Source organism: Streptomyces sp. NPDC002076 (assembly GCF_053593835.1).
In genome coordinates, this window is sequence record NZ_JBSFDI010000017.1 from 197,485 (window position 1) to 218,086 (window position 20,602).

Below are 20,602 nucleotides of genomic sequence, written 5' to 3' on the forward strand. Positions count from 1 at the left end.
AGGTGTCCGGTGGCTGGGCAACGTGGTCGGGCACAACCGCGGCACGCCGGCAAGGGGCCCGGCACCACGGTCCCGGACCCCTTGCACAGGCCGCTACTTCTCGGTGACCCCCGCCGAATCGAACGTGGCCACCTCGTGCATCGCCCGTGCCGTGCTCTGCACCAGCGGCAGCGCGAGCAGCGCGCCCGTGCCCTCGCCCAGGCGGAGGTCGAGGTCGACCAGGGGGCGCAGGCCGAGCTTGTTCAACGCCGCCACGTGGCCCGGCTCGGCGCTGCGGTGGCCCGCGATGCAGGCCGCGAGGACCTCGGGTGCGATGGCGCGGGCGACCAGGGCCGCGGCGCCGGCGCTGACGCCGTCCAGGATCACCGGCGTACGCAGCGAGGCGCCGCCGAGGAGCAGGCCGACCAAGGCCGCGTGCTCGAAGCCGCCGATCGCGGCGAGGACGCCGATCGGATCGGCCGGGTCCGGCTGGTGGAGGTCCAGGGCGCGGCGGACGACCTCGGTCTTGCGGGCCAGCGTCTCGTCGTTGATGCCCGTGCCGCGACCGGTGACCTCGGCCGGGTCGGCGCCGGTGAAGACCGAGATCAGCGCAGCGGACGCGGTCGTGTTGGCGATGCCCATCTCTCCGGTGAGCAGCGCCTTGTTGCCGGCCGCCACCAGGTCGCGGGCGGTCTCGATGCCGACCTCGATGGCCGCCTTGGCCTCCTCGCGGGTCATCGCGGGGCCGGTGGTCATGTCGGACGTACCCCCGCGGATCTTGCGGGGCAGCAGGCCGGGGGTTGCGGGCAGGTCGGCGGCGACACCGACGTCCACGACGCACACCTCGGCGCCCACCTGGTTGGCGAAGGCGTTGCAGACCGCTCCCCCGCCCAGGAAGTTGGCCACCATCTGGGCGGTGACCTCCTGCGGCCAGGGGGTGACGCCCTGGGCGTGCACGCCGTGGTCGCCCGCGAAGATGGCGACGGCGGCGGGCTCCGGGATCGGCGGCGGGCACTGCCGGGACAGCCCGGACAGCTGTGCGGAGATGATCTCCAGCATGCCGAGCGCGCCGGCCGGCTTGGTCATGCGCTTCTGGCGCTCCCAGGCCTCGCCGAGGGCCTTGGCGTCGAGCGGGCGGATCTGTGCGACGGTCTCGGCAAGCAGGTCGTGGGGTTCCTCTCCGGGCAGGGCGCGGCGGCCGTAGGTCTCCTCGTGCACCACCCAGGACAGGGGGCGTCGCTTGGACCAGCCGGCCTGCATCAGCTCGGGCTCGTCCGGGAATTCGTCGACGTACCCGACGCACAGATAAGCGACGACCTCCAGGTGCTCGGGCAGGCCGAGCGCGCGGACCATCTCCCGCTCGTCGAAGAAGCTGACCCAGCCGACGCCGAGGCCTTCGGCGCGGGCGGCGAGCCAGAGGTTCTCCACCGCGAGCGCCGAGGAGTAGGGCGCCATCTGCGGCTGGGTGTGACGGCCGAGGGTGTGCCGGCCGCCGCGGGTGGGGTCGGCGGTGACGACGATGTTGACCGGGGTGTCGAGGATGGCCTCGATCTTCAGTTCCTTGAACTGCTTGGCCCGGCCCTTCGGCAGCGACTTGGCGTAGGCCTCGCGCTGTCGCATCGCCAGTTCGTGCATCGTCCGCCGGGTCTCGGCGGAGCGGATGACGACGAAGTCCCAGGGCTGCGAGTGGCCCACGGAGGGCGCCGTGTGGGCGGCCTCCAGAACACGCAGCAGCACCTCGTGCGGGATGGGGTCGCTGCGGAAGCCGTTGCGGATGTCCCTGCGCTCGCGCATGACCTTCAGGACGGCCTCGCGCTCGGCGTCGGCGTAGCCGGGCGCGGCGGGGCCGGTGGGCTGGGGTGCTTCCGCCACGGCGGCCGTGCTCTCTTCTTCTCGGTCTTCCTGGTCGGCGGCTCTGGTCCGCAGGTCGTCCGCGTGCTGTACGACATCGGGGGCCGCCGCGGGTGCGGGCTCGGCCTCGCGGGGCGCCGGCACCGTGGCCACCGGCTCCTGCGCGTCCTCCGCGGGGAGGACCAGGGGGTGCGGCGGGGTCGGCGCCAGGTGCGGGGTCGTCGGCACCTGGCCCTCGACCTGCACGAACTGCCCGAGCGGCTGCTGCGGGTGCGCCTGAAGCGGAACGTTTGAGGGGAGCGGCTCGGCCTGCTCGGGGTGCGCGGCGGAACCGCCGGCGGGGTCGCCCGAGGTGGCCCCGGTCTCGGCGGCGGCCGGTACGGGGGTGCCGTCGGCGACCGGATCGGCGGCGGCCTCGGCGAGCTGGGTCTGCGGGGCGGCGGGCCCGTCCACCCCGTTCGTGGGGGCCGTCTCGGCGACAGTGGCCTGGCCGACCTGGTGGACCGTGTCCTGGGCGACCGACTCGGCCTGGGCCTGAACCGGCGGCTGCGGCACGGCGGCGGCCTGCGCCATGCCGGGGACGGCCTCGGTGGCGGCCGCGACGGATCCGGCCAACTGGGGACCCTGGGCCGGGTAGGGGTGCGGCTCGGGCGTCTCGGCGCCGTCAGCGGCGGCCGTTGCCTGCGCCGGCTCCGGAGCGTGGGCCTGAGTGCCGGGCTCGACCACGGTCATCGGCTCGGGCGCCGGTACGGCTTCGGCGGCGGGCGCATGCTGGGCGGCGGGCGCGTCCTGGGCGGCGGCGGGCCGGCCCTCCGTCGCGCCGGGCTGCGGCTCCACGGCGACGGAGCTGCTCGGGTCCGGCTGGGCCGGGGCGGCGGCCTCGCCCTGGGCGGGGACGCCCTCGGCGAACTCGGCCACGCCCGGTGCCTGCTGCGCGGGAACGGAGTCCGCGATCTCGGCGGCGCCCTGTGCGGCGACCGTCTCCGGAGCGTTCGTGACGGCCTGCCCGGAGTCGGCGACGGGCGCGCCGTCGCCCTGCTCCGAGGACTGCACCGGCGCGGACGGCTCGGCGCCGGTGGCTGCTGCCCCAGCGTCCTCCGGCACCTGACCGGGCACGGGCTCGTCCGGCACGGCCTGAACCTGGGCCGCATGAGCGGCACCCGGATCGGCGGGCTGCCCCGGCGCCGTCTCCGGCGCGAGGGCGGCCACAGCCGGATCGACGGCCGCGTCGGCCCCCACGACGTCGGCCTGCTCGGCCTCGGGCGTCACCACGGCAGCCTCGACAGCCAGGCCGGCCTGTGCCTCGGCCACGGGCGCGCCGGCACCGGCGTCGAGACCACCCTCCACGGCGGCCGTGGCGTCCACCGGCTGCGCACCGGTCACGCCCTGACCGGCCTCGTCGGAGAGCTGCCGGCCGTTCTCTGTGCCCTCGCCGGGGACAGGCGTCTGCACACCCTCGGAGCCTTCGGGCCCGTGCCCCGCGACCGGCGGCTGAACGCCTTCGGGTACCGCGCCCGCAGGAGCCGCGTACACGCCGTCGTGGCCATGCACCGGCTGCATGCCGTCGTGGCCGTGGACCACCTGTGCGGGGCCCGGCGCGTGTGCGGCCGCCTGGTTGGCGAGCCGGGCGACGGCGGCCTGGGCGGCGCCGGACGGGTCGGCCTGGGCGGCGGCGTCCGCCGAGGCGGCGGCCGGGTCAACCGTTTCGGCAGCCGGGGTCTGCACACCGACCTGGGCCACCGCGACCGCCTCGGGGACAGCGGGCGCCGCGCCCCAGGGGGCCGCGCTCTGCGGCGCCATGTCGCGCAGCGGCTGGGCGTCGAGGTACTCGGGGCCGGTCGCCGCCGGACCGGGCTGCCGCAGCGGCGCTCCGGCCGGGCCGCGGTCGGCGAGGGAGCGGACCGGGCTGGCGGAGGTGTCGGGGATCGGCGGGCCGAGGTGCAGCGGACGGCGCGGCGGCTGCGGGGCGGCCGGCTGGTCCTGCGGGGCCGCGAGGATCGGTGACGGCGGCACGGACACCGGGGCCGGGTTGGGCAGGCGGACGCCGCTGAGGTCGACGGAGCCGCTGTCGCGGCCGGCCGTCTCGTGCGGGCCCGGCTCGTGGACGGCCTCGACGACCGGTTCCGGAGCGGGTGGCGGCACCTCGTTGCCCCATGCGCCCTGAGCGCCCGGCAGCAGCAGCTCTTCGTCCTCGGCGGGTGCCTCGGAGAGGTAGGTGTACGCACCGTGCGCGGGGACGCCCGGCTGCTCCACCATGCCTGCGCTCTCCGGCTGCCCCTCGGCCGGGACCTGGCCGGTGTCGGTCATGCGTACCCCTCGCCCATCGGTTTAGTGCTCCTACGACCAGCTCACCCGGAACGGCGCACCGACCGCCCGTAGTGAAGAACGAGCGTCCGTGCCCAGCGGCACGAACGACCCTCCGGAAAAGGCGACAAAGCCATTCAGTGGCATTGTCCCGGCCGTTCTGCCGTCGCGACAGCATGATCCGCGACAGCCCGCTGTGGACTGCGCCACGTTGCGCGTCCTCCGGTTCCGCAGTACCACACCCACCCCAAAACGGGCGTGCTTTCCGGACATTGACGAACGAACTTCCGGGCCGCCCGGCGTGGCACAACGATCGGCCAGCCTACCGCGCGCAGTACGACAACAGGATCACGGGGCGCGATCCGGAAGAATCCCGGAAAGCAGGAACGCGACGTTCCGCTCGGTCTCGGACCAGGTGCGGGTGTCGAGTTCGACCGACTGCAGCAGCGCGCACTCGACCCGGTATCCGTGCTCGGTCAGGTCGCGGCCGACGAGTTCGGCCGCGTCGCGGGTCGCGGCGTGCGTGACGATGCGCTGCGGGCGCCGGTCGGCGACCGCGGTGACGACGGCCGCTCCCCCGCCGCCGACCCGGACGACGTCCGGTTCGGGCAGGTTCTCCAGGACGTGCGGGGCGGTGCCCTGGACCACTTGGAGCTGGACGCCGTACCGGCGCCCGGCCGCCTCGGTCCGGGCGCAGGCTTCCAGGTCCCGGTCGACGGCGATGACGGCCGCTCCGGCGCGCGCGGCCTCGGCAGCGAACGCGCCGGAGCCGCAGCCGATGTCCCAGACCAGGTCGCCGACCCGGGGCCCGAGGCGGGCGAGTTGGGCGGCGCGCAGCAGCTCCGTCTCGCCCTCGCCGAGTCCGCCACCGGTTCCGTCGCCGTACGAGGCGTCGGGCTGCACCCAGCCGCGCGGGCCGGCGCCCGGGTCGCGTCCGGCGATCCAGCCGCCGCTGCCACCGGCCGTCACGGGGCCGCCGATGACGATGACGACGTTGGGGTCGCGCCAGGCGTGGTCGGCGGCCTTGTCGGAGGTGACGACGGTGACCTGCTCGCGGTCGGTGCCCAGTTCCTCGCAGATGACGAACGTCCGGTGGACGCCCTCCAGCAGGAGTCCGAGTTCGGCGGGTCCGGCGCCGGGTGCGGTGAGGACGGCGACCTTGGTGTGGGCGCGGCAGACGTTCACGGCCCGGCGCAGGGTGCGCGGGTGGGCGACGACGACCTGGGCGTCGTCCCAGGGCATGCCGGCGCGGGCGAAGGCGGCGGCCACCGAGGAGACGGCGGGGACGACCTCGACCTCCAGGCCGAACTCCGGGGCGCGCAGGGTGCGGACGACGCCGAAGAAGCCGGGGTCGCCGTCGGCGAACACGACGGCGCTGCCGCGGTGGGCGGCGATCCGGCGGGCGGCGAGCGCGACGCTGCCCAGGCGGACACGTTCGGCGGTGGGCGGGACCTCGGGCAGCGCCAGGTGGTGGGCCGCGCCCGCCACGAGCGTGGCGGCGCCGAGGGCGGCGCGTGCCGCGTCGGTCAGCGGCGAGCCGTCCCAGCCGATCACCGTGACCCGGTCGGCCATCGTCGTTTCTCTCCAGGTCTGCGCAGGTCGTCAGGGGTGCGGGCCCGTAGCCGGGCTCCCTGAGCGTACCTGGTGAGGCTCAGGGGCTCAGTTCCAGTCGGAGTACGACGCGAAACCGCCCGTGTCGGCCAGCTGCTCGCCGGCCCCGGCCAGGTCCTCCGGCAGCAGGCTCCAGACGATGACGTCGGTGCGGACATCCGTCCATGTGCCGTCCGCTGTTCTGCTCCGCGCTATCCAGGCGCCCCGCAGGACGCCCTCGCTGATGCAGCCGATCTTCTGGGCGACCTGCTGGGAGGCGGTGTTGTCGGCGGCGGTGCGCAGCTCCAGACGTTCGAACTTCTGGTCGTGGAACAGCCACTGCGCGGTGGCCAGGGCGGCCTCGGAGGCGTAGCCCTCGCCGCGGGCCCATGGCGCGATGACGTAGGCGATCTCCGCCGAGCGCACCCGCCAGTCGGTGTTGCTCAGACGGACGGTCCCGACCAGGCGCTGGGTGAGGAACTCGTCGACGGCGAACACGATGCCGCGGCCCTCGGCGCGTTCGGCGGGAGCCTGTGCGGTGATCCAGTCCCCGGCGTCGGCCTCGGTGTAGGGCTGGGGAACCGAGGTCCAGGTGGTGACCAGTTCGTCGTTCATCATCTCGGCGAAGGCCTCGATGTCCGACTCCTCGAAGGGGCGCAGGACCAACCGCTCCGTGCTGATGGAGACGTTGGGAAAGGTGCCAGTCATGCGCCGCTCCGTAACTTCTGAAAAACCTTCAGGGCCTGCTGAACTGCCCAGCATGCAGCATGAAACCACTGAACCGCACGACGGGGTCCACCCCGGGTGAGGGAGTGGACCCCGTGGCTGTGCGAGTCGGCTCAGAAGGACGGGATGACCGAGCCCTGGTACTTGTCCTCGATGAACTTCTTGACCTCGGGCGAGACGAGGAGCTTGGCGAGCTTCTTGACCCGCGGGTCCTTCTCGTTGCCCTTCTTCACGGCGAGGAAGTTGCCGTAGGGGTTGTTCTTCGCGGACTCCAGGACGATGGCGTCCTTGGCGGGCTTCAGACCCGCGGAGATGGCGTAGTTGCCGTTCACCACGGCCGCGTCGACGTCATCCAGGGAGCGCGGGGTCTGGGCCGCCTCGACCTCCTTGAACTGGAGGTGCTTGGGGTTCTTGGTGATGTCCTGCGGGGTGGCCTCGTTGCCGACGCCGGACTTGAGGGTGATGAGCCCGTTGTCGGCGAGCAGCTTGAGGGCGCGGGCCTCGTTGACGGCGTCGTTCGGGACGGCGATGGTCGCACCGCTCTTCAGCGCGTCGGCCTTCTTGACCTTGTGGGAGTACAGGCCGAGCGGCTCCAGGTGCACCGTGACGACGGGCACGATGTGGGTGCCGCGCTTGCTGTTGAAGTCGTCCAGGTACGGCTGGTTCTGGAAGTAGTTGGCGTCCACCGAGCCGTCCTCGGTCGCCGTGTTCGGCGTGATGTAGTCCGTGAACTCCTTGACCTCCAGGTCGAGGCCCGCCTTCTTCGCCAGGTTCTTCTTGACGAAGTTCAGGATCTCGGCGTGCGGGGTCGGGCTCGCGGCGACGACCAGCGGGCCGCTGTAGTCGGAGGAGGCGGAGTCCTTGCCGGAGCCGCAGGCGGTCAGCCCGAAGGTGAGGGCTCCGGCGGCGAGGACGGCGCTGGTGAGCTTGGCGGTGTTACGCACGAAAAGTGCCTTTCCTTAAGGGTGGTGCGACCCCGTGTATGGGTGAACGGGGAGTCTCAAGAGCGCCGCGCTTACGCGGCCTTGCTGACGTCGGCCGCGGCGGGCTCCTTCGCCTTGAGCAGGCGGAGCTTCGGCGCCGGGCCGGAGCGGCCGCCGCGGCTGTGCAGGGAACGGGCCGCGAGGTCGCCGGCGAACTGGATCAGGGAGATCACGACGGCGAGGATGGCGACGGTGATCCACATCAGCTCGGTCTCGAAGCGCTGGTAGCCGTAGCGGACGGCGAGGTCGCCGAGGCCGCCGCCACCGACCGTGCCGGCCATGGCGGAGTAGCCGATGAGCGCGATGACCGTGGTGGTGGTGCTGGCGATCAGCGAGGGCAGGGCCTCGGGGACGAGGACCTTGCGGACGATCGTCCAGGTGTTGCCGCCCATGGACTGCACGGCCTCGACGAGACCGTTGTCCACTTCGCGGACAGCCGTCTCGACCAGCCGGGCGAAGAAGGGGATGCCGCCGATGGCGAGCGGCACGATCGCGGCGGTCGTACCGATCGTCGTCCCGGTGACCCAGCGGGTGAAGCTCATCAGGGCGACCATCAGGATGATGAACGGCATCGACCGGCCGATGTTCACGATCTGGCCGATCACCTTGTTGGCGAGGACGTTCTGCAGCAGGCCGCCCCGGTCCGTGAGGACGAGGAGGATGCCGAGCGGGAGGCCGGCGGCGACGGCGATCAGGGTGGACCAGAGCACCATCCGGAACGTCTCGCTACATGCCTGCGACAGCAGCGGCTGCATCTCGGACCAGGTCACTTGGCACCTTCCTTCACCAGCAGGGCCTCCTGGCCCACCACGTCGATCTGCAGGCCCTGTTCGCGCAGGAACCCGATCGGCACCACGTTGTCCTCGTAGCGGCCGGGCAGTTCGATGCGCATGCGGCCGATCTGGAGGCCGCCGACGGTGTCGATGGCGGCGCCGAGGATCGAGATGTCGATGTTGTAGGTGCGGGAGAGCTGGGAGATGACCGGCTGGGTGGCGGCCTCGCCGTGGAAGGTGACGTCGAGGACGGTCCGGTCGGCACCGGTGCCCTCGCCGCTCACCGGGAACAGCGCGGCGGCCAGCTCGGAGCCGGGGGTGGCCAGCAGCTCGCTGACCGTGCCGGACTCCACGATCCGGCCCTTCTCCATGAGGGCGGCGGAGTCGCAGACCGCCTTCACGACGTCCATCTCGTGGGTGATGAGCAGAACGGTCAGGCCCAGCTGCCGGTTCAGGTCGCGCAGCAGCTGGAGGATGGACCGGGTGGTCTCGGGGTCGAGCGCGCTGGTGGCCTCGTCTGAGAGCAGCACCTTGGGGTCGCCGGCGAGGGCGCGGGCGATGCCGACGCGCTGCTTCTGCCCGCCGGAGAGCTGGGCCGGGTAGGCCCTGGCCTTGTCGGCGAGGCCGACCAGGTCGAGCAGCTCCAGCGCCTTGCGGGAGCGTTCCTTGCCGGACGTGCCGAGGATCTCCAGCGGCAGCTCGACGTTGTCCTGCACGGTCCGCGAGGAGAGCAGGTTGAAGTGCTGGAAGACCATGCCGATGCGGCTGCGCGCCCGGCGCAGCTCCTTGCCGGCGCGCGGGCCGCGGCCGGCGAGGGCGGTGAGGTCCTGTCCGGCGACGGTCACGGTGCCGGAGGTGGGGCGCTCCAGCAGGTTGACGCAGCGGATGAGGGAGGACTTGCCGGCGCCGGACTGGCCGATGACGCCGTAGACCTCGCCTTCGCGGACGTGGAGATCGACGCCGTCGAGGGCGGTGACGTCACGGCCGCGGGAGCGGTAGACCTTGGTCAGGCCCGAGGTGGTGATCACAGGATTTCCGTCACTGTCGAGTGCGCGGGCGTGGGTGTGCCCGGGCACGGGTGCATGCGGTTCAGGCATGGGGAGTGGATGTGCGTCTCGTACGGACTGCGCGCACGGACATGCCACGGCTCTCGCTTCGGGGCGCGAGGCTCAGCTGATGCGGGGGCCCTCTAGAAGGCGCACATTCGACACATCAGGCGACACATACAACGAGCACCGGGCGTCATGGTCGCCTCGGTCGCAAGGATGCGGCAGCTCGTCGTGGTCATGCGATCAGTAAAGCAGACGTATGGTCCTGACCGGTCGCCGCTGTCCGGATAGTGGACAGGGGTGGACAGCCTGGAACGGGCTCTCAGCGGCGGACGGAGATCTCCACACCCCCGTCGGTGACCAGTGCCGACAAGGCCGACAGGTCCGCCACGACGAGGTCGGCGTCGAGGTCCTCCGCGCGGTGGGTTGTGGCCAACGCCACGGTGGTCATTCCGGCGGCGCGACCCGCCTGGAGCCCGGCCGGGGCGTCCTCGAAGACGACGCAGTGCGCGGGGTCGACGCCGAGCTGCCGGGCGGCGAGCAGGTAGGGCTCGGGGTCGGGCTTGCCACGGGTGATGTCGTCGGCGGCGATCAGCGTCTTGGGCAGGATGCCGACGGCGTCCAGCCGGGCCTCGGCGAGCCGCCGGGTGGCGGAGGTGACGACGGCCCAGCGGTCGGCGGGCAGCGAGTCGAGGAGGTCCCGCGTGCCGGGCAGCAGCCGCACACCGCCATCGGGTACGTCGTCCACCTCCAACTGCTCGACCCGGGCGACGGCCTCCGGCACCAGATGGGCGGGCAGCAGGTCGGCGACTATCTCGGCGGCGGGCCGCCCGTGCAGGGCCACGCGCCCGAACTCCTCGGCGGTGATCCCGTACTCCCTGGCCCAGCGGGTCCAGCAGCGCTCGACGGAGTCGAGGGAGGAGACGAGGGTGCCGTCGTTGTCGAAGAGGAGGGCGTGCGCGTGGATCGTCATGCCTTGACCCTACGGTGTGGTCTAGACCCTGTGGCCTATGGGCGGGGTCGGGGGCCGGCGCCCGTTTCGGCCGTAATAAGGTCACCGCATGCTCAATGCCCTGACGCTGGTGACCGGGGTCGCCGCGCTGTTGCTCGCCGCCTGGTGCGGCTGGGCCGCCTACCGGGACCAGCCGACCAAGGACTGGCACTTCATCGGCATGGCCGTGGTGTCGCTGCTGGCCGTGGTCCAGCTGGTGGTCGGGATCGTGCAGTTGGCGCGGGGCGAGAAGCCGGAACAGGGTACGACGATCTTCGTGGCGTACCTGCTGGGCGCGTTCGCGTGTGTTCCGGCGGCGGGGTTCATGTCGCTGGCCGAGCGGACCAAGTGGGGCTCGGTGACGGTGGCCGCGGGCGGTGTGGTGCTGGCTGTGCTGGAGGTGCGGCTCTATGACATCTGGGGAGGCTGAGGCCGAGATGACGGCGGTGGAGGAGAAGCCGGCCCGGTTGATCAGCGGGCCGGGCATGCTGCTCGTCTGGTTCTACGGCGTGATGGTGGTCGGGGCGGTGTCGCGGTCGGCGTACCAGATCTCCACGGAGTTCGACCGGGCGCCGCTCGCCTACGCGCTGTCGGCGGTGGCGGGCGTGGTGTACGGGTTCATCACATACACGCTGATCCGGGGCGGGGAGACCGCTCGGCGGGCGGCGTTGGTGTGCTGCGCCGCCGAGCTCGCGGGCGTGCTGATCGTCGGTACGTGGACACTGGTCGACCGCTCGGCCTTCCCGGACGCGACCGTGTGGTCGTACTACGGGGCGGGGTACATCTTCATCCCGGTGCTGCTGCCGGTCTCCGCGATGTACTGGCTGCGGAAGGCGCGGGAGCAGGGGCGCTCGGCTCACGCCGTTTGAACGAAAGCCCCCGCCGGTTTCTCCAGGACGATCATCTCCACCCCGTCCGCGCCCTTGGACCGGCCCACCGTCTCGTAGCCCACGCGGCGGTACAGGCGGAGGTTGCCCTCGCTGCGGTGGCCGGTGAAGAGGCGGAAGCGGGTGGCGCCGCGCTCCTCCACGAGCGCCGCCTCGGCCGCGCGCAGCAGTCGCGCGCCGATGCCGTGACCCTGCAGGCGGGGGTGGACGCAGAGCTTGCCGATGGCGGCCGCGCCGTCCTCGCCGACCTTGCCGCGCACCGAGCCGACCACCTCCTCGCCGAGCCGGGCGACGAAGACGCAGTCGGAGGCGACCTCCTGGCGGACGGAGTCCAGGGTTTGGACGAGCGGGTCGATGCGGTAGTTGCCGTACAGCGCCGCCTCGCTCTGGAAGCACAGGTACTGGAGCCTGAAGATCTGCTCCGCGTCCTGCTCGGTCGCCACCGAGATGGTCACGCTCATGCCCATGTGCGCACGCCTCCCGCTCACCTGATCACCTGTCGTCCCCCACTCCTATCCCCGCACTTCGCGGGCCGCAACCTCCGGCGTGAGCAATCGGCGCAGACATCCGAGACATCTGGAGCGTTCCGGGCCGAGACTGCCCTGTGAGATACCCAACTCCCCCGCGATCTCCCGGTATGTCAGGTCGTTCGGCGACAGCAGCGCCTCGATGAGCCGGGGGCAGCGGCCGGGCAGCCGGCGCACCGCGTCGCGCAGGGCGCGGTACCGGGCGGCCGTGAGGGCGTGCTGCTCGGGGTCGGTGCGGGCGTCGTCGGGCGGTTCGGCGCCGTACGGGCGTTCCCGGCGGGTGGTTCGGCGGCTGCGGCGGGCCTCGGCGCGTACGGCCTTGCGCAGCCAGCCGTGCGGGTCCGGCGGCGGCCCCTCGGTCTGCAGCCGCTCCAGCAGGCGGAGCCAGACGGCCTGCTCCAGATCGCCCGGCTCGCTCCCGGCGGCATATGCCTCGGCCGAGGCCTCGGCGGTGAGCAGCGGGCCCAGGGCGGCTACCAGGTCGTGGGTCATATGCGGAACGACGCGCCGCCCCGGGAGCAGGTTTCCGGGGCGGCGCACAGTCACCCCGAAAGGAGTGACGGCAGGGCCGTGGGTTGACGCGGTCAGCCGGCCAGGAAGTCGGCGCGGGCGAGCACGCCGGTGTCGGCGTTGTCCGTGAAGACGCCGTCGATGCCGGTCGCGAAGTACGTCTTGAAGGCGCCGAAGGAGTCGCCGTAGCCGTCGGCCGCGCTGCCCTTGCGGTACTCGGCCGGGAGGAAGGGGTTCTCGTTGCGCATGGTGTAGGGGTGCAGGACCAGGCCCACCTTGTGCGCGTCGGAGACCAGGGTGGTCGGCTTGGTGAGGTTGCCGTTCGCGTCCTTCGGGATGATCAGGTCCAGGGTGGGGCCGATGCCCTGGGCGTAGCCGGCGATCTCCCTGAGGCCCTTGGGCGTGATCAGGTCGGCGACGGTACGCGGGTCACCCGCCTCGACGAAGTCGTAGGGGCGGCTGGCCGCCGAGGAGAGCAGCACCACGAGCGGGTTGTCGACCAGCTGGTTCAGCTTCTGGATGCTGCTCGGCTCGAAGGACTGCAGGATGACCGGCGAGTTCCGGCCGTCCTTGCCGTACTTGCGCAGCAGCTTCGCGACCCGCTCCTCGAGGCCCAGGCCGAGCTTGCGGAAGTAGGTGGGGTGCTTGGTCTCGGGGTAGATCCAGACCTGCTTGCCGCGCTTGCGGGTCTGCTCGTCCTGCCACTTCAGGACCTCTTCGAACGTGGGGATCTCCCAGCGCCCGTTGTAGAGGGTGTTGTGCGGCCGGTTGGCCGGTATGCGCTCGACCGCGCGCAGGGTCTTCAGCTCGGCGAGCGTGAAGTCCTCGGTGAACCAGCCGGTGGTGGCGACCCCGTCCAGCATCTTGGTGGTCTTGCGGTCGGCGAACTCCGGGTGGGAGGCGACGTCGGTGGTGCCGCCGATCTCCGGCTCGTGCCGGCAGACCAGATGGCCGTCCTTGGTGGGCACCAGGTCACCGGCCTCGACGACGTCGGCGCCCAGGTCCAGGGCCAGGTTGTACGAGCCGAAGGTGTGCTCGGGGCGGTAGCCGCTGGCACCGCGGTGGCCGATGATCGCCGGCACCGGCAGGCTCTTCAGGCCCCGGCCGCCCGCTCCGGCCGGCCGGGTCCCGGCGGCCTCGGCCGCGCCCGGCAGCCCGAGGACCGCCCCGCTCGCGCCGAACACCGCCGCGCCGAGGATCGCCCGCCGTCCGGTGCCCTGAGTCTTCTCGTTCGCCTGGTCGCTGCCCATCAGCGCCCTCCTGCCATCCGTCTTGAGTGCGGGCCGATCGTAGGGGCGCACACATGACCGCAGGGAGGCCCTCGACGGAACACGGGGGTGACTCCGAATGTCCTGTGGGAGGCGGGTGGTGACGGGTCGTCGCATCGGTGGCCGGGGCCGGGCGGCCGACCGGGTGACGGCTTCGCGCGATCTCCGTCACACGTGGCGGAGGTGTTACGGGGCGTCCCCGCGATGTCACCGCAGGTAAACCCACGTCAACACTTCGTAAGACCTCGGTGAACCGCCCGTACCCGATGTGCGCCGGGCCCGGGGCCGCGAGTAATGTCCTCACCTGCACAGACTCATATCGACCCCTCGACATCGGAGGCCCCGTTGTCCCGCTTCGCGCTCATCAAGGCAGTGCTCGGACCGATCATGCGCCTGATGTTCCGCCCACAGGTGGAGGGCGTGGAGCACATCCCCGGCGACGGGCCGGTCATTCTGGCCGGTAACCACCTCACGTTCATCGACTCGATCGTGCTGCCGCTCGTCACCAAGCGGCAGGTGTTCTTCATCGGCAAGGACGAGTACGTCACCGGCAAGGGCGTCAAGGGCCGGCTGATGGCCTGGTTCTTCACCGGCGTCGGCATGATCCCGGTGGACCGGGACGGCGCGAGCGGCGGCGTGGCCGCGCTGATGACCGGGCGGCGGATCCTGGAGGAGGGCAAGGTCTTCGGGATCTACCCCGAGGGCACCCGGTCGCCCGACGGCCGGCTGTACCGGGGGCGCACCGGTATCGCGCGGCTGACGCTGATGACCGGTGCGCCGGTCGTTCCGTTCGCCATGATCGGCACGGACAAGTTGCAGCCGGGGGGAGCCGGGATTCCGCGGCCGGGCAAGGTGACGGTTCGTTTCGGTGAGGCGATGGAGTTCTCCCGGTACGACGGGATGGACCGGGACCGGTATGTGCTGCGGGCCGTGACCGACTCCGTGATGGCTGAGGTCATGCGGCTGTCGGGGCAGGAGTACGTGGACATGTACGCCACGAAGGCGAAGGCCGCCTAGTCGCCCTACGGGGCGCGGGATCTGTTGCGGGTGCCGCTCCGTTGTGGTTGCTCGCGCCCACGCGGCGGAGCGCACATCGATACAGCCCCGTGCCCGTTCGGGGCGCATTCCTCACCCGGCACTTTCCAGTTCCTGGCCCTTCAGCAGGAACCACGCCACCACCGCCGTTCCCAGCAGGACTGCCGCTCCCGCGCCCGACGCCAGGTGCAGGCCGTGGAGGAAGGAGTCCCGGGACGCGTTCAGGAGTGCCTCCGCTGCGTGCGGGGGCATTTTTGATGCCGCCTCCACTGCCGCGCCCAGTGATTCGTGGGCCTGGGCCGGGGTGCCGGCCGGGCCGGTGAAGTCGCGGTAGGCACCCGTGACGATGGAGCCGAGCAGGGCGATGCCCAGGGCTGCGCCCAGTTCGTACGCCGTCTCGGAGACCGCCGAGGCGGCGCCCGCCTCTTCCTTGGGCACGCTGGAAAGGATCACGTCGGCGGTGACGGTGAAGGAGAAGCCCGCGCCGATGCCCACGACCAGGAGCGCGACGCCGAGCACGGGGTAGCCGGTGGTCCGGCCGAGAGCGGTGAGCGCGGCCAGAGCCAGGCCGACCGCCGCGAGGCCGCCCGAGACCACGGCGCGGACCGAGAAGCGACGCGCCGAGCGGCCCGCGATGAGGCCGGCCGCCACCGCGCCCACGGCGGCGGGCAGTTCGGCCAGGCCCGCTTCGAACGGGCGCCTGCCCTGGACGAGTTGCAGGTACTGGGAGAGGAAGAACACCAGGCCGGACATGCCCAGCACGGTCAGCAGGTCGGCGAGGACCGCCCCGCTGAAGCCACGGCGCCGGAACAGCCGCATGTCCAGCAGCGGGGCCGGCATGGTGAGCTGACGGTGGACGAAGCCGTAGAGGGCCGTCGCGCCGAGCAGTGCCGTGCCGAGCACCGGCCACGTGAACCCGTGCGTGGCGGCCTCCTTGACGGCGTACACGACGCCGATCATGCCGACCAGCGACAGCACGACGCTGATCAGGTCCCACGGGCCGGGGTTCGGGTTGCGGGACTCGGGCAGCGTGCGGATGCCGACGAGGACCAGGACCGCCATCACCGGCAGGTTGATCAGGAAGACCGAGCCCCACCAGAAGTGCTCCAGGAGGAAACCGCCGGTGATCGGGCCGACGGCCGTGCCGGCGGAGGCGGTCGCGCCCCAGATGCCCACGGCGAGGCTGCGCTCGCGCGGGTCGTGGAAGAGGTTGCGGATCAGGGCGAGGGTGGCCGGCATCAGGGTCGCGCCCGCGACACCGAGCAGCGCCCGCGCCAGGATCATCAACTCCGGTGTGAAGGCGTAGGCGTTGAGGACCGATATCGCGCCGAACGCGGTGGCACCGCCGAGCAGGATCCGCTTGCGGCCGATGCGGTCGCCGAGGCTGCCCATGGAGACCAGCAGACCGGCGATGACGAAGGAGTAGACGTCGCCGATCCATAGGAGCTGGGTGCCGGAGGGGCCCAGGTCTTCGCTGATGTAGGGGGTCGCCAGGCCGAGGACGGTGGCGTCGACGGCCACCAGCAGCACGGCCAGGACGAGGACGGAGAGCGCGAGCCAGCGGCCCGGGCGCGTCACCGCCTGCGTCGTCGCGGCCGGCTGCAGGGTGCTGGTCATGATTCCTCTCTTCGTAGCGCGCCGCCGAGCAGCAGCTCGGCGACCATCGTCGGGAAGTCCCTGGCGGCCACACGGCCGTCCAGGGTGGCCCAGGCGCAGGAGGCGATCAGGCCGTACAGCGCCTCGGTGAGCCAGACCGGGGTGAGGTCGATCCGGAACTCGCCCGTGCGCTGCCCGCGCTGGAACACCGCGCCGACGCGGGTGTCCAGGCGCAGCCATCCGTCGTTCTGCCGCTCGCCCTCCCACAACTGGCTCTCGCCGTACAGGAAGGCGAGCAGTCCGGCCGCGGGCTGGATCTCGCGCACCAGCCTGCGTACGGCCTCGCCCGCGGGCCCCTCGTCCAGCCGGGCCCGGTCCACGGCCGCCTCGCACTCCTCGATGCCGAGCGCCTCCAGCGCCCGTACGAGGGCATCGCGGCCGGCGAAGTGGCGGTGCAGCGTGGCCCGGCTGATCCCGGCGGCCTTGGCGACCTCGTCCATGGTCGCGGTGGATTTACGGGTCAGCAGGGCGGCCGCGCTGCGCAGCACCTGGTCACGATCGAGAGCCATGAGACAAGGATAGCCCAGGTGAGACATTCATGTCTCACAATGGGCGTGCACGACTCATCGCCGCCGGTCGGAAGGGGTGACGGTCAGTGCCAGGGCAGCTGTCCGCGCCGCTCCCAGTAGGCGCGCGGGTCCTCGGCGAGCGTGGCGAGGCGGGTCAGCTGGTCCACGTCGAGGTCGACGGCGGGAGCGTGCAGGTTGGAGACGAGCTGGGTGACCGTCGCGGCGCCGGAGAGCACGACGCCGGCCCACGGCTGGCGCAGGATCCAGGCGAGGGCCACCGCGTCACAGCCGAGGCCGCTCTCCTCGGCGACGGCCCTGAGCATCTCCGGGGCGTGCGGTGCGGCCAGCCGGCCGTTGGCCATGCCTTCCTTGACGATCACGGTGAGCCCGGCGTCGTGCGCCTCGGCGAGCGCGGGGGCCGCCGAGGTCTCGAACACGTTGTACGTCGACTGGACGGTACGGAAGAGGGGCTCGCCGTCGGCGGTCAGCCGGAGGGCGGCGCGGATCGCCTCCGCCTGGGCGGGGCCGCTCGTGGAGAAGCCGATGGTCAGGCCCTGGGCTGCGGCCTCGGCGAGCCGGGCGTGGAGGTCCTTGTCGGTGAGGGCCGGGCTGTCCGGGGTCACCGAGTGGATCTGGTAGAGGTCGAGCCGGTCGCCGAGCACGGCGTCGGTCTCGGCGCGCTGCCGCTCGTATGCGGTGAGGCTGTGATCCTTGACCTCGTGCTGTTCGGCGTCGGTGGACCAGCCGGCGGTGTAGGTGTAGCCCCATTTGCTGCCGATGACCACGTCGTCGATGTCGGGGCGGGCGTTCAGCCAGTCGGCGAGGAACTCCTCGGAGCGGCCGTAGGAGCGGGCGACGTCGAAGTAGCGGACGCCTTGGGCGTAGGCGGCGTCGAGGAGTTCGTGGGTGCGGGTGCGCAGCGAATCCGCGCTGCGGTTCTCCCCGAGGTCTTCCTCGCGGCCGAGGTTGATGTAGCCGGGGCGGCCGACGGCGGCGAGGCCGAGTCCGATGTGCGCGGTGGGCGTGGTCACGGCGGCCAGGCGGCTGAACGGCATGGGGACTCCCTGCACGATCGGCGTAGAGGATCTCACTTCAGGGGAGGATCTCGCACCAATCTACCCAGCCCTGCGCGGTTCAGCCCGCGCCGGGAGCCGTCGGCGGATGTCACGCCCACGGCGTTTTCACTCTGGCGGTCCCGACTCGACAGCGTCCGCCAAGGGGAGGCACTCACCATGTCTGTGATCTTCTTCGACGTCGGCGAGACCCTTGCGGATCCCCATGTGGACCCCGACGACTCGCTGAGACTGGAGCCCCTGCCGCGTGTCGTCGCCGTGCTCGACGCCCTCCGCGAGGTGCGCAAGGGCATCATCTCCGACCCCGGGTCGGGCGACAGTGCCGCGGCCCGGGCGGCGGACGCGCTGGCGGCGGCGTTCCCCGGTCGTTTCACGGACGAGACCCTGGTGCACTGGGGTGCGAAGGACAGTCGCGGGATCTTCGACCGGGCAGTCGCGAGCACCGGGGGAGCGACAGCCGACGACTGTGTCTTCGTGGGCGAGAACGCCCAGGAGCGCGCGTTCGCGCGGGAGGCGGGGATGCGTACCGCGCCCCATCCGGTGTTCACCCGCGCCGCGATCGAGAACCGTCCCGTCTTCCGGGCGCGGATCGAGTTGCCGGACGGCCAGGGCCGGCCCGCGTTGACCGCGGCCATGAACGAGACCGAGGCCGTTCCCGTGCCGGTCGTCTCCGAGCGGCTCGTGGTCGCCATGGCGACCACGAGGGGCACCGAAGTGCTGGAGCGCGCCGGTTTCACGGTGGACGTGCAAGGAGGGGTGGAGGAAATGGCGGAAGCCGAGAAGTTCGTCAGCGACCTGCTGGCCCGCGGCGAGGCGGTCTTCGAGGGCGAGGAGCCGACACCCGGGACGACGCACGTGATCAGGCGCGAGGACGACGGACGGCTCACCGCCCGTCGTCTGCGCTTCTTCCATTGAGTTCGAGACCGGGTTCTCGGACCGAGTTCACGGGCCGAGACCTCAGAGCGGGTTCTCAGAGCAAGTTCTCAGAGCGAGTTCTCGGACCGGGTTCTCAGTCGAAGCACCGCCGGACCAGGGTCAGGCCCTCGCCGGTCGTGCTCCGCGTGATCTCGTGCGTCTTGAGCCGGGAGGGGTTGTCGTCGGCGAACGACGTGGCGGAGCGGTGCTCTTCGGGCACGTGCACCCGGCCGCGGCGGAAGAGGTCCTCAAGGTACGACGTCGCGACGCGCTCGGGGTCGGAGGGCCGCACCGAGCCGCCGGCGGGGTCGGAGCCCGCGATGCCGAAGCGTCGCTCCTGCGCCGGGGCGGAGAGGGTGAGCGGCTGGGTGACGCCGTACGTCGCCCCCTGGATGGTGACGGGCGTCAGACCCTCGTCGTCAGCACCGCCCGGCGTCGCCTCGGCGATTTTGGCGCCTCGGCGTGCCACCTCCGGCTCGGTGATGGACGCGGCGGACTCCAGGGAGAGGATGCCGTGCCGGATGAACGCCGAGCGCAGCGACGGGCCGTACATGCCGCCGTTGCGGCGCTGGTCCGCGGCGATCATGTGACCCGCGACCTGCGCGTAGTAGGCGGACACCACGGGGGCGGCCACGACCGCGTCCACCAGCAGCTGTCCCGCGATCTCGGCCGCCCTGCCCAGACCGGCCTGGTCCTGCAGGTCCTGCTGCCGGAAGATGCCGGCGACGATCTTCAGGAAGGCGCCGCTGAACACCCGGGAGAACGAGTGCGGCTCGCTGGAGAGCCTGTTCGCGGGCTCGTTCGGCGACAGCAGCACCGGGTCGCGGTAGAAGAAGCTGTTCGCCAGGTTGCGCAGACAGTCCGGGTCCACCGCGTTCGGGTGGCCCTGGCGGATCGCCCAGCCCAGCTGCTCGGCCATCCTGGACACCCGCGAGGACAGTTCGAGGTCGCCCTGCGTCTCGGACAGTACCGCGGTCCGCAGCGACTCCAGCTGGAGTGAGCCCAGCAGGGCGCTGATGTCACCGAATGCCTCGTGCAGGGCGGCCGTCTCCGCGCTCGCCATGTTGAACAGCTGGGGGCGCAGGGCGTCGAGGACCGCGTGCCCCGTCTCGTGCAGGACGACCTCGTTGCTCTCGCACGCCGCGACATTGACGCCTGCCACCGTGCTGCGGAAGAACCACAGGCCCTTACGGTCGTAGAAGGCGTTCAGGTCGTCTCCCGCGTTGAGGTGCGCCGTGAGGGCGCGGCCGACCTGCGGATGCCACTTCGTTCCGGTCGGAACCAGCGGACCCCAGGTCCGGCCGGCCCGGCTGAGCGAGTCGGCCGCCACCCAGTAGCGAAATGCCTCGGTGCCGGGCCCGGCGCTGTCCGGCTGCGGCGCGGTTTCCGCGATGGCCGTCGGGAAGGGCTGGGTGTCCAGATGGGGGACCGGATGCGGGACGGGCATGTTGATGTGGAGAGGGTCTCCGCCGGGGTCGTCCTCGAACACCAGGACCGTCGGCATTGTCGCTTGCTGTGGCTGCACTGTCATGGCGGCTCCATGGGGGGAGATGGGGGGTGGTGAAGTGCACCGAAGGGACGCTTTTGCCCCAAAGCGTCTCCTGATTCAGTACGAGGCCCCCGTCGCCCGGTGTCAATTCGAACAGGAGCAGGCGGACGCGCCTCCGACCGGCACGGCGGCGGATGAGCGGGCCGTCCCTCCTGGCCCGCGCGCGGTGCACACGGGCCGCCGAACCCGGCGAGGTCGGCGGCCAGTCGGGGGACGGTGCAGGCGTCCGGGGCCCACCGTCGGTTCCCCGGGTCGGCGTTGAGCTTCTGTCACCCCACGTCCGGCGCAGCCAGAAGGGCCCGGACATGTCCGGGCCCTTCTGGCTGCGCTGTGCTAGGCCCTGTCGTCAAATTCCCGTCGTCCGCCCGCAGGGCGGGCTCGGCGGCGTCTGGTGCGTGCGATCGCAAGGCGCCGGAGCGCCCTCGTG

18 protein-coding genes are annotated in these 20,602 nt (G+C 71.9%); 4 read left to right on the forward strand and 14 right to left on the reverse strand.

Translation table 11 applies throughout. The features are described 5' to 3' along the window. Positions 1–93: 93 nt before the first annotated feature. The 7 genes from cobT to ACWCQS_RS31665 form a co-directional block, all read right to left on the reverse strand. Entirely contained in the window at positions 94–4,137 is a 4,044-nt protein-coding gene (gene cobT / locus ACWCQS_RS31635) for a nicotinate-nucleotide--dimethylbenzimidazole phosphoribosyltransferase (protein ID WP_451007611.1), read from the reverse strand. A gap of 345 nt (positions 4,138–4,482) precedes the next feature. Further along, a complete protein-coding gene (cbiE, locus tag ACWCQS_RS31640; protein ID WP_451007612.1) occupies positions 4,483–5,706 on the reverse strand; it encodes a precorrin-6y C5,15-methyltransferase (decarboxylating) subunit CbiE in 1,224 nt (407 codons plus the stop codon). Between the two features lie 87 nt (positions 5,707–5,793). Further along, positions 5,794–6,432, reverse strand: coding sequence for a GNAT family N-acetyltransferase (locus ACWCQS_RS31645; protein WP_451007613.1), 639 nt, complete (start codon positions 6,430–6,432; stop codon positions 5,794–5,796). Between the two features lie 131 nt (positions 6,433–6,563). Beyond that, a complete protein-coding gene (locus tag ACWCQS_RS31650; protein ID WP_451007614.1) occupies positions 6,564–7,394 on the reverse strand; it encodes a MetQ/NlpA family ABC transporter substrate-binding protein in 831 nt (276 codons plus the stop codon). 71 nt (positions 7,395–7,465) lie between these two features. After that, a complete protein-coding gene (locus tag ACWCQS_RS31655; RefSeq protein WP_451007615.1) occupies positions 7,466–8,203 on the reverse strand; it encodes a methionine ABC transporter permease in 738 nt (245 codons plus the stop codon). Next, the gene (locus tag ACWCQS_RS31660) at positions 8,200–9,234 is read right to left on the reverse strand and encodes a methionine ABC transporter ATP-binding protein (protein ID WP_451007631.1); all 1,035 of its coding nucleotides are present in this window, start codon (positions 9,232–9,234) and stop codon (positions 8,200–8,202) included. The genes ACWCQS_RS31655 and ACWCQS_RS31660 overlap by 4 nt, the downstream gene beginning before the upstream one ends. Before the next feature lie 343 nt (positions 9,235–9,577). After that, on the reverse strand, positions 9,578–10,228 hold the full coding sequence (locus tag ACWCQS_RS31665; RefSeq protein WP_451007616.1) for an HAD family hydrolase: 651 nt from the start codon (positions 10,226–10,228) through the stop codon (positions 9,578–9,580). Between the two features lie 88 nt (positions 10,229–10,316). On the opposite strand from ACWCQS_RS31665, the gene ACWCQS_RS31670 reads away from it, so the two are divergent. Beyond that, on the forward strand, positions 10,317–10,676 hold the full coding sequence (locus ACWCQS_RS31670) for a hypothetical protein (RefSeq protein WP_351021782.1): 360 nt from the start codon (positions 10,317–10,319) through the stop codon (positions 10,674–10,676). Between the two features lie 7 nt (positions 10,677–10,683). Beyond that, the gene (locus ACWCQS_RS31675) at positions 10,684–11,115 is read left to right on the forward strand and encodes a hypothetical protein (protein ID WP_450983266.1); all 432 of its coding nucleotides are present in this window, start codon (positions 10,684–10,686) and stop codon (positions 11,113–11,115) included. Here ACWCQS_RS31675 and ACWCQS_RS31680 read toward each other — a convergent pair. The 3 genes from ACWCQS_RS31680 to ACWCQS_RS31690 form a co-directional block, all read right to left on the reverse strand. Continuing rightward, positions 11,103–11,600 carry a GNAT family N-acetyltransferase gene (locus ACWCQS_RS31680; protein ID WP_451007632.1) on the reverse strand — a complete coding sequence of 166 codons (498 nt, stop codon included), beginning with the start codon at positions 11,598–11,600 and terminating at the stop codon, positions 11,103–11,105. The genes ACWCQS_RS31675 and ACWCQS_RS31680 overlap by 13 nt on opposite strands. Before the next feature lie 45 nt (positions 11,601–11,645). Next, a complete protein-coding gene (locus ACWCQS_RS31685; protein ID WP_451007617.1) occupies positions 11,646–12,152 on the reverse strand; it encodes a sigma-70 family RNA polymerase sigma factor in 507 nt (168 codons plus the stop codon). 92 nt (positions 12,153–12,244) lie between these two features. Further along, the gene (locus ACWCQS_RS31690; RefSeq protein ID WP_451007618.1) at positions 12,245–13,420 is read right to left on the reverse strand and encodes a glycerophosphodiester phosphodiesterase; all 1,176 of its coding nucleotides are present in this window, start codon (positions 13,418–13,420) and stop codon (positions 12,245–12,247) included. A gap of 363 nt (positions 13,421–13,783) precedes the next feature. On the opposite strand from ACWCQS_RS31690, the gene ACWCQS_RS31695 reads away from it, so the two are divergent. Beyond that, positions 13,784–14,455 carry a lysophospholipid acyltransferase family protein gene (locus ACWCQS_RS31695; protein WP_388626254.1) on the forward strand — a complete coding sequence of 224 codons (672 nt, stop codon included), beginning with the start codon at positions 13,784–13,786 and terminating at the stop codon, positions 14,453–14,455. 111 nt (positions 14,456–14,566) lie between these two features. Here the strand turns inward: ACWCQS_RS31695 and ACWCQS_RS31700 are convergent, their stop codons facing one another. The 3 genes from ACWCQS_RS31700 to ACWCQS_RS31710 form a co-directional block, all read right to left on the reverse strand. Next, the gene (locus tag ACWCQS_RS31700) at positions 14,567–16,090 is read right to left on the reverse strand and encodes an MFS transporter (RefSeq protein ID WP_451007619.1); all 1,524 of its coding nucleotides are present in this window, start codon (positions 16,088–16,090) and stop codon (positions 14,567–14,569) included. Continuing rightward, positions 16,087–16,638, reverse strand: a complete 552-nt coding sequence (locus ACWCQS_RS31705) for a TetR/AcrR family transcriptional regulator (RefSeq protein ID WP_451007620.1) — start codon at positions 16,636–16,638, stop codon at positions 16,087–16,089. Before ACWCQS_RS31705 ends, ACWCQS_RS31700 begins: the two co-directional genes overlap by 4 nt. 83 nt (positions 16,639–16,721) lie before the next feature. After that, complete coding sequence (locus tag ACWCQS_RS31710) at positions 16,722–17,693, reverse strand: aldo/keto reductase (protein WP_451007621.1); 972 nt, start codon at positions 17,691–17,693, stop codon at positions 16,722–16,724. A 177-nt stretch (positions 17,694–17,870) separates the two neighbouring features. Between ACWCQS_RS31710 and ACWCQS_RS31715 the strand changes: the two genes are divergently transcribed. Beyond that, positions 17,871–18,626, forward strand: a complete 756-nt coding sequence (locus ACWCQS_RS31715; protein ID WP_451007622.1) for an HAD family hydrolase — start codon at positions 17,871–17,873, stop codon at positions 18,624–18,626. Positions 18,627–18,720: 94 nt separating this feature from the next. Here the strand turns inward: ACWCQS_RS31715 and ACWCQS_RS31720 are convergent, their stop codons facing one another. After that, positions 18,721–20,157: a hypothetical protein gene (locus ACWCQS_RS31720; RefSeq protein ID WP_451007623.1), complete on the reverse strand. Its 1,437-nt coding sequence runs from the start codon at positions 20,155–20,157 to the stop codon at positions 18,721–18,723. Between the last annotated feature and the right edge of the window lie 445 nt (positions 20,158–20,602).

Coding starts and splice junctions, on each gene's coding strand:
- ACWCQS_RS31690 (WP_451007618.1), bottom strand. CDS start 13,420: ATGGGCAGCGACCAGGCGAACGAGAAGACTCAGGGCACCGGACGGCGG.
- ACWCQS_RS31720 (WP_451007623.1), bottom strand. CDS start 20,157: ATGACAGTGCAGCCACAGCAAGCGACAATGCCGACGGTCCTGGTGTTC.
- ACWCQS_RS31705 (WP_451007620.1), bottom strand. CDS start 16,638: ATGGCTCTCGATCGTGACCAGGTGCTGCGCAGCGCGGCCGCCCTGCTG.
- ACWCQS_RS31675 (WP_450983266.1), top strand. CDS start 10,684: ATGACGGCGGTGGAGGAGAAGCCGGCCCGGTTGATCAGCGGGCCGGGC.
- ACWCQS_RS31700 (WP_451007619.1), bottom strand. CDS start 16,090: ATGACCAGCACCCTGCAGCCGGCCGCGACGACGCAGGCGGTGACGCGC.
- ACWCQS_RS31685 (WP_451007617.1), bottom strand. CDS start 12,152: ATGACCCACGACCTGGTAGCCGCCCTGGGCCCGCTGCTCACCGCCGAG.
- ACWCQS_RS31710 (WP_451007621.1), bottom strand. CDS start 17,693: ATGCCGTTCAGCCGCCTGGCCGCCGTGACCACGCCCACCGCGCACATC.
- ACWCQS_RS31670 (WP_351021782.1), top strand. CDS start 10,317: ATGCTCAATGCCCTGACGCTGGTGACCGGGGTCGCCGCGCTGTTGCTC.
- cbiE (WP_451007612.1), bottom strand. CDS start 5,706: ATGGCCGACCGGGTCACGGTGATCGGCTGGGACGGCTCGCCGCTGACC.
- ACWCQS_RS31680 (WP_451007632.1), bottom strand. CDS start 11,600: ATGGGCATGAGCGTGACCATCTCGGTGGCGACCGAGCAGGACGCGGAG.
- cobT (WP_451007611.1), bottom strand. CDS start 4,137: ATGACCGACACCGGCCAGGTCCCGGCCGAGGGGCAGCCGGAGAGCGCA.
- ACWCQS_RS31665 (WP_451007616.1), bottom strand. CDS start 10,228: ATGACGATCCACGCGCACGCCCTCCTCTTCGACAACGACGGCACCCTC.
- ACWCQS_RS31645 (WP_451007613.1), bottom strand. CDS start 6,432: ATGACTGGCACCTTTCCCAACGTCTCCATCAGCACGGAGCGGTTGGTC.
- ACWCQS_RS31715 (WP_451007622.1), top strand. CDS start 17,871: ATGTCTGTGATCTTCTTCGACGTCGGCGAGACCCTTGCGGATCCCCAT.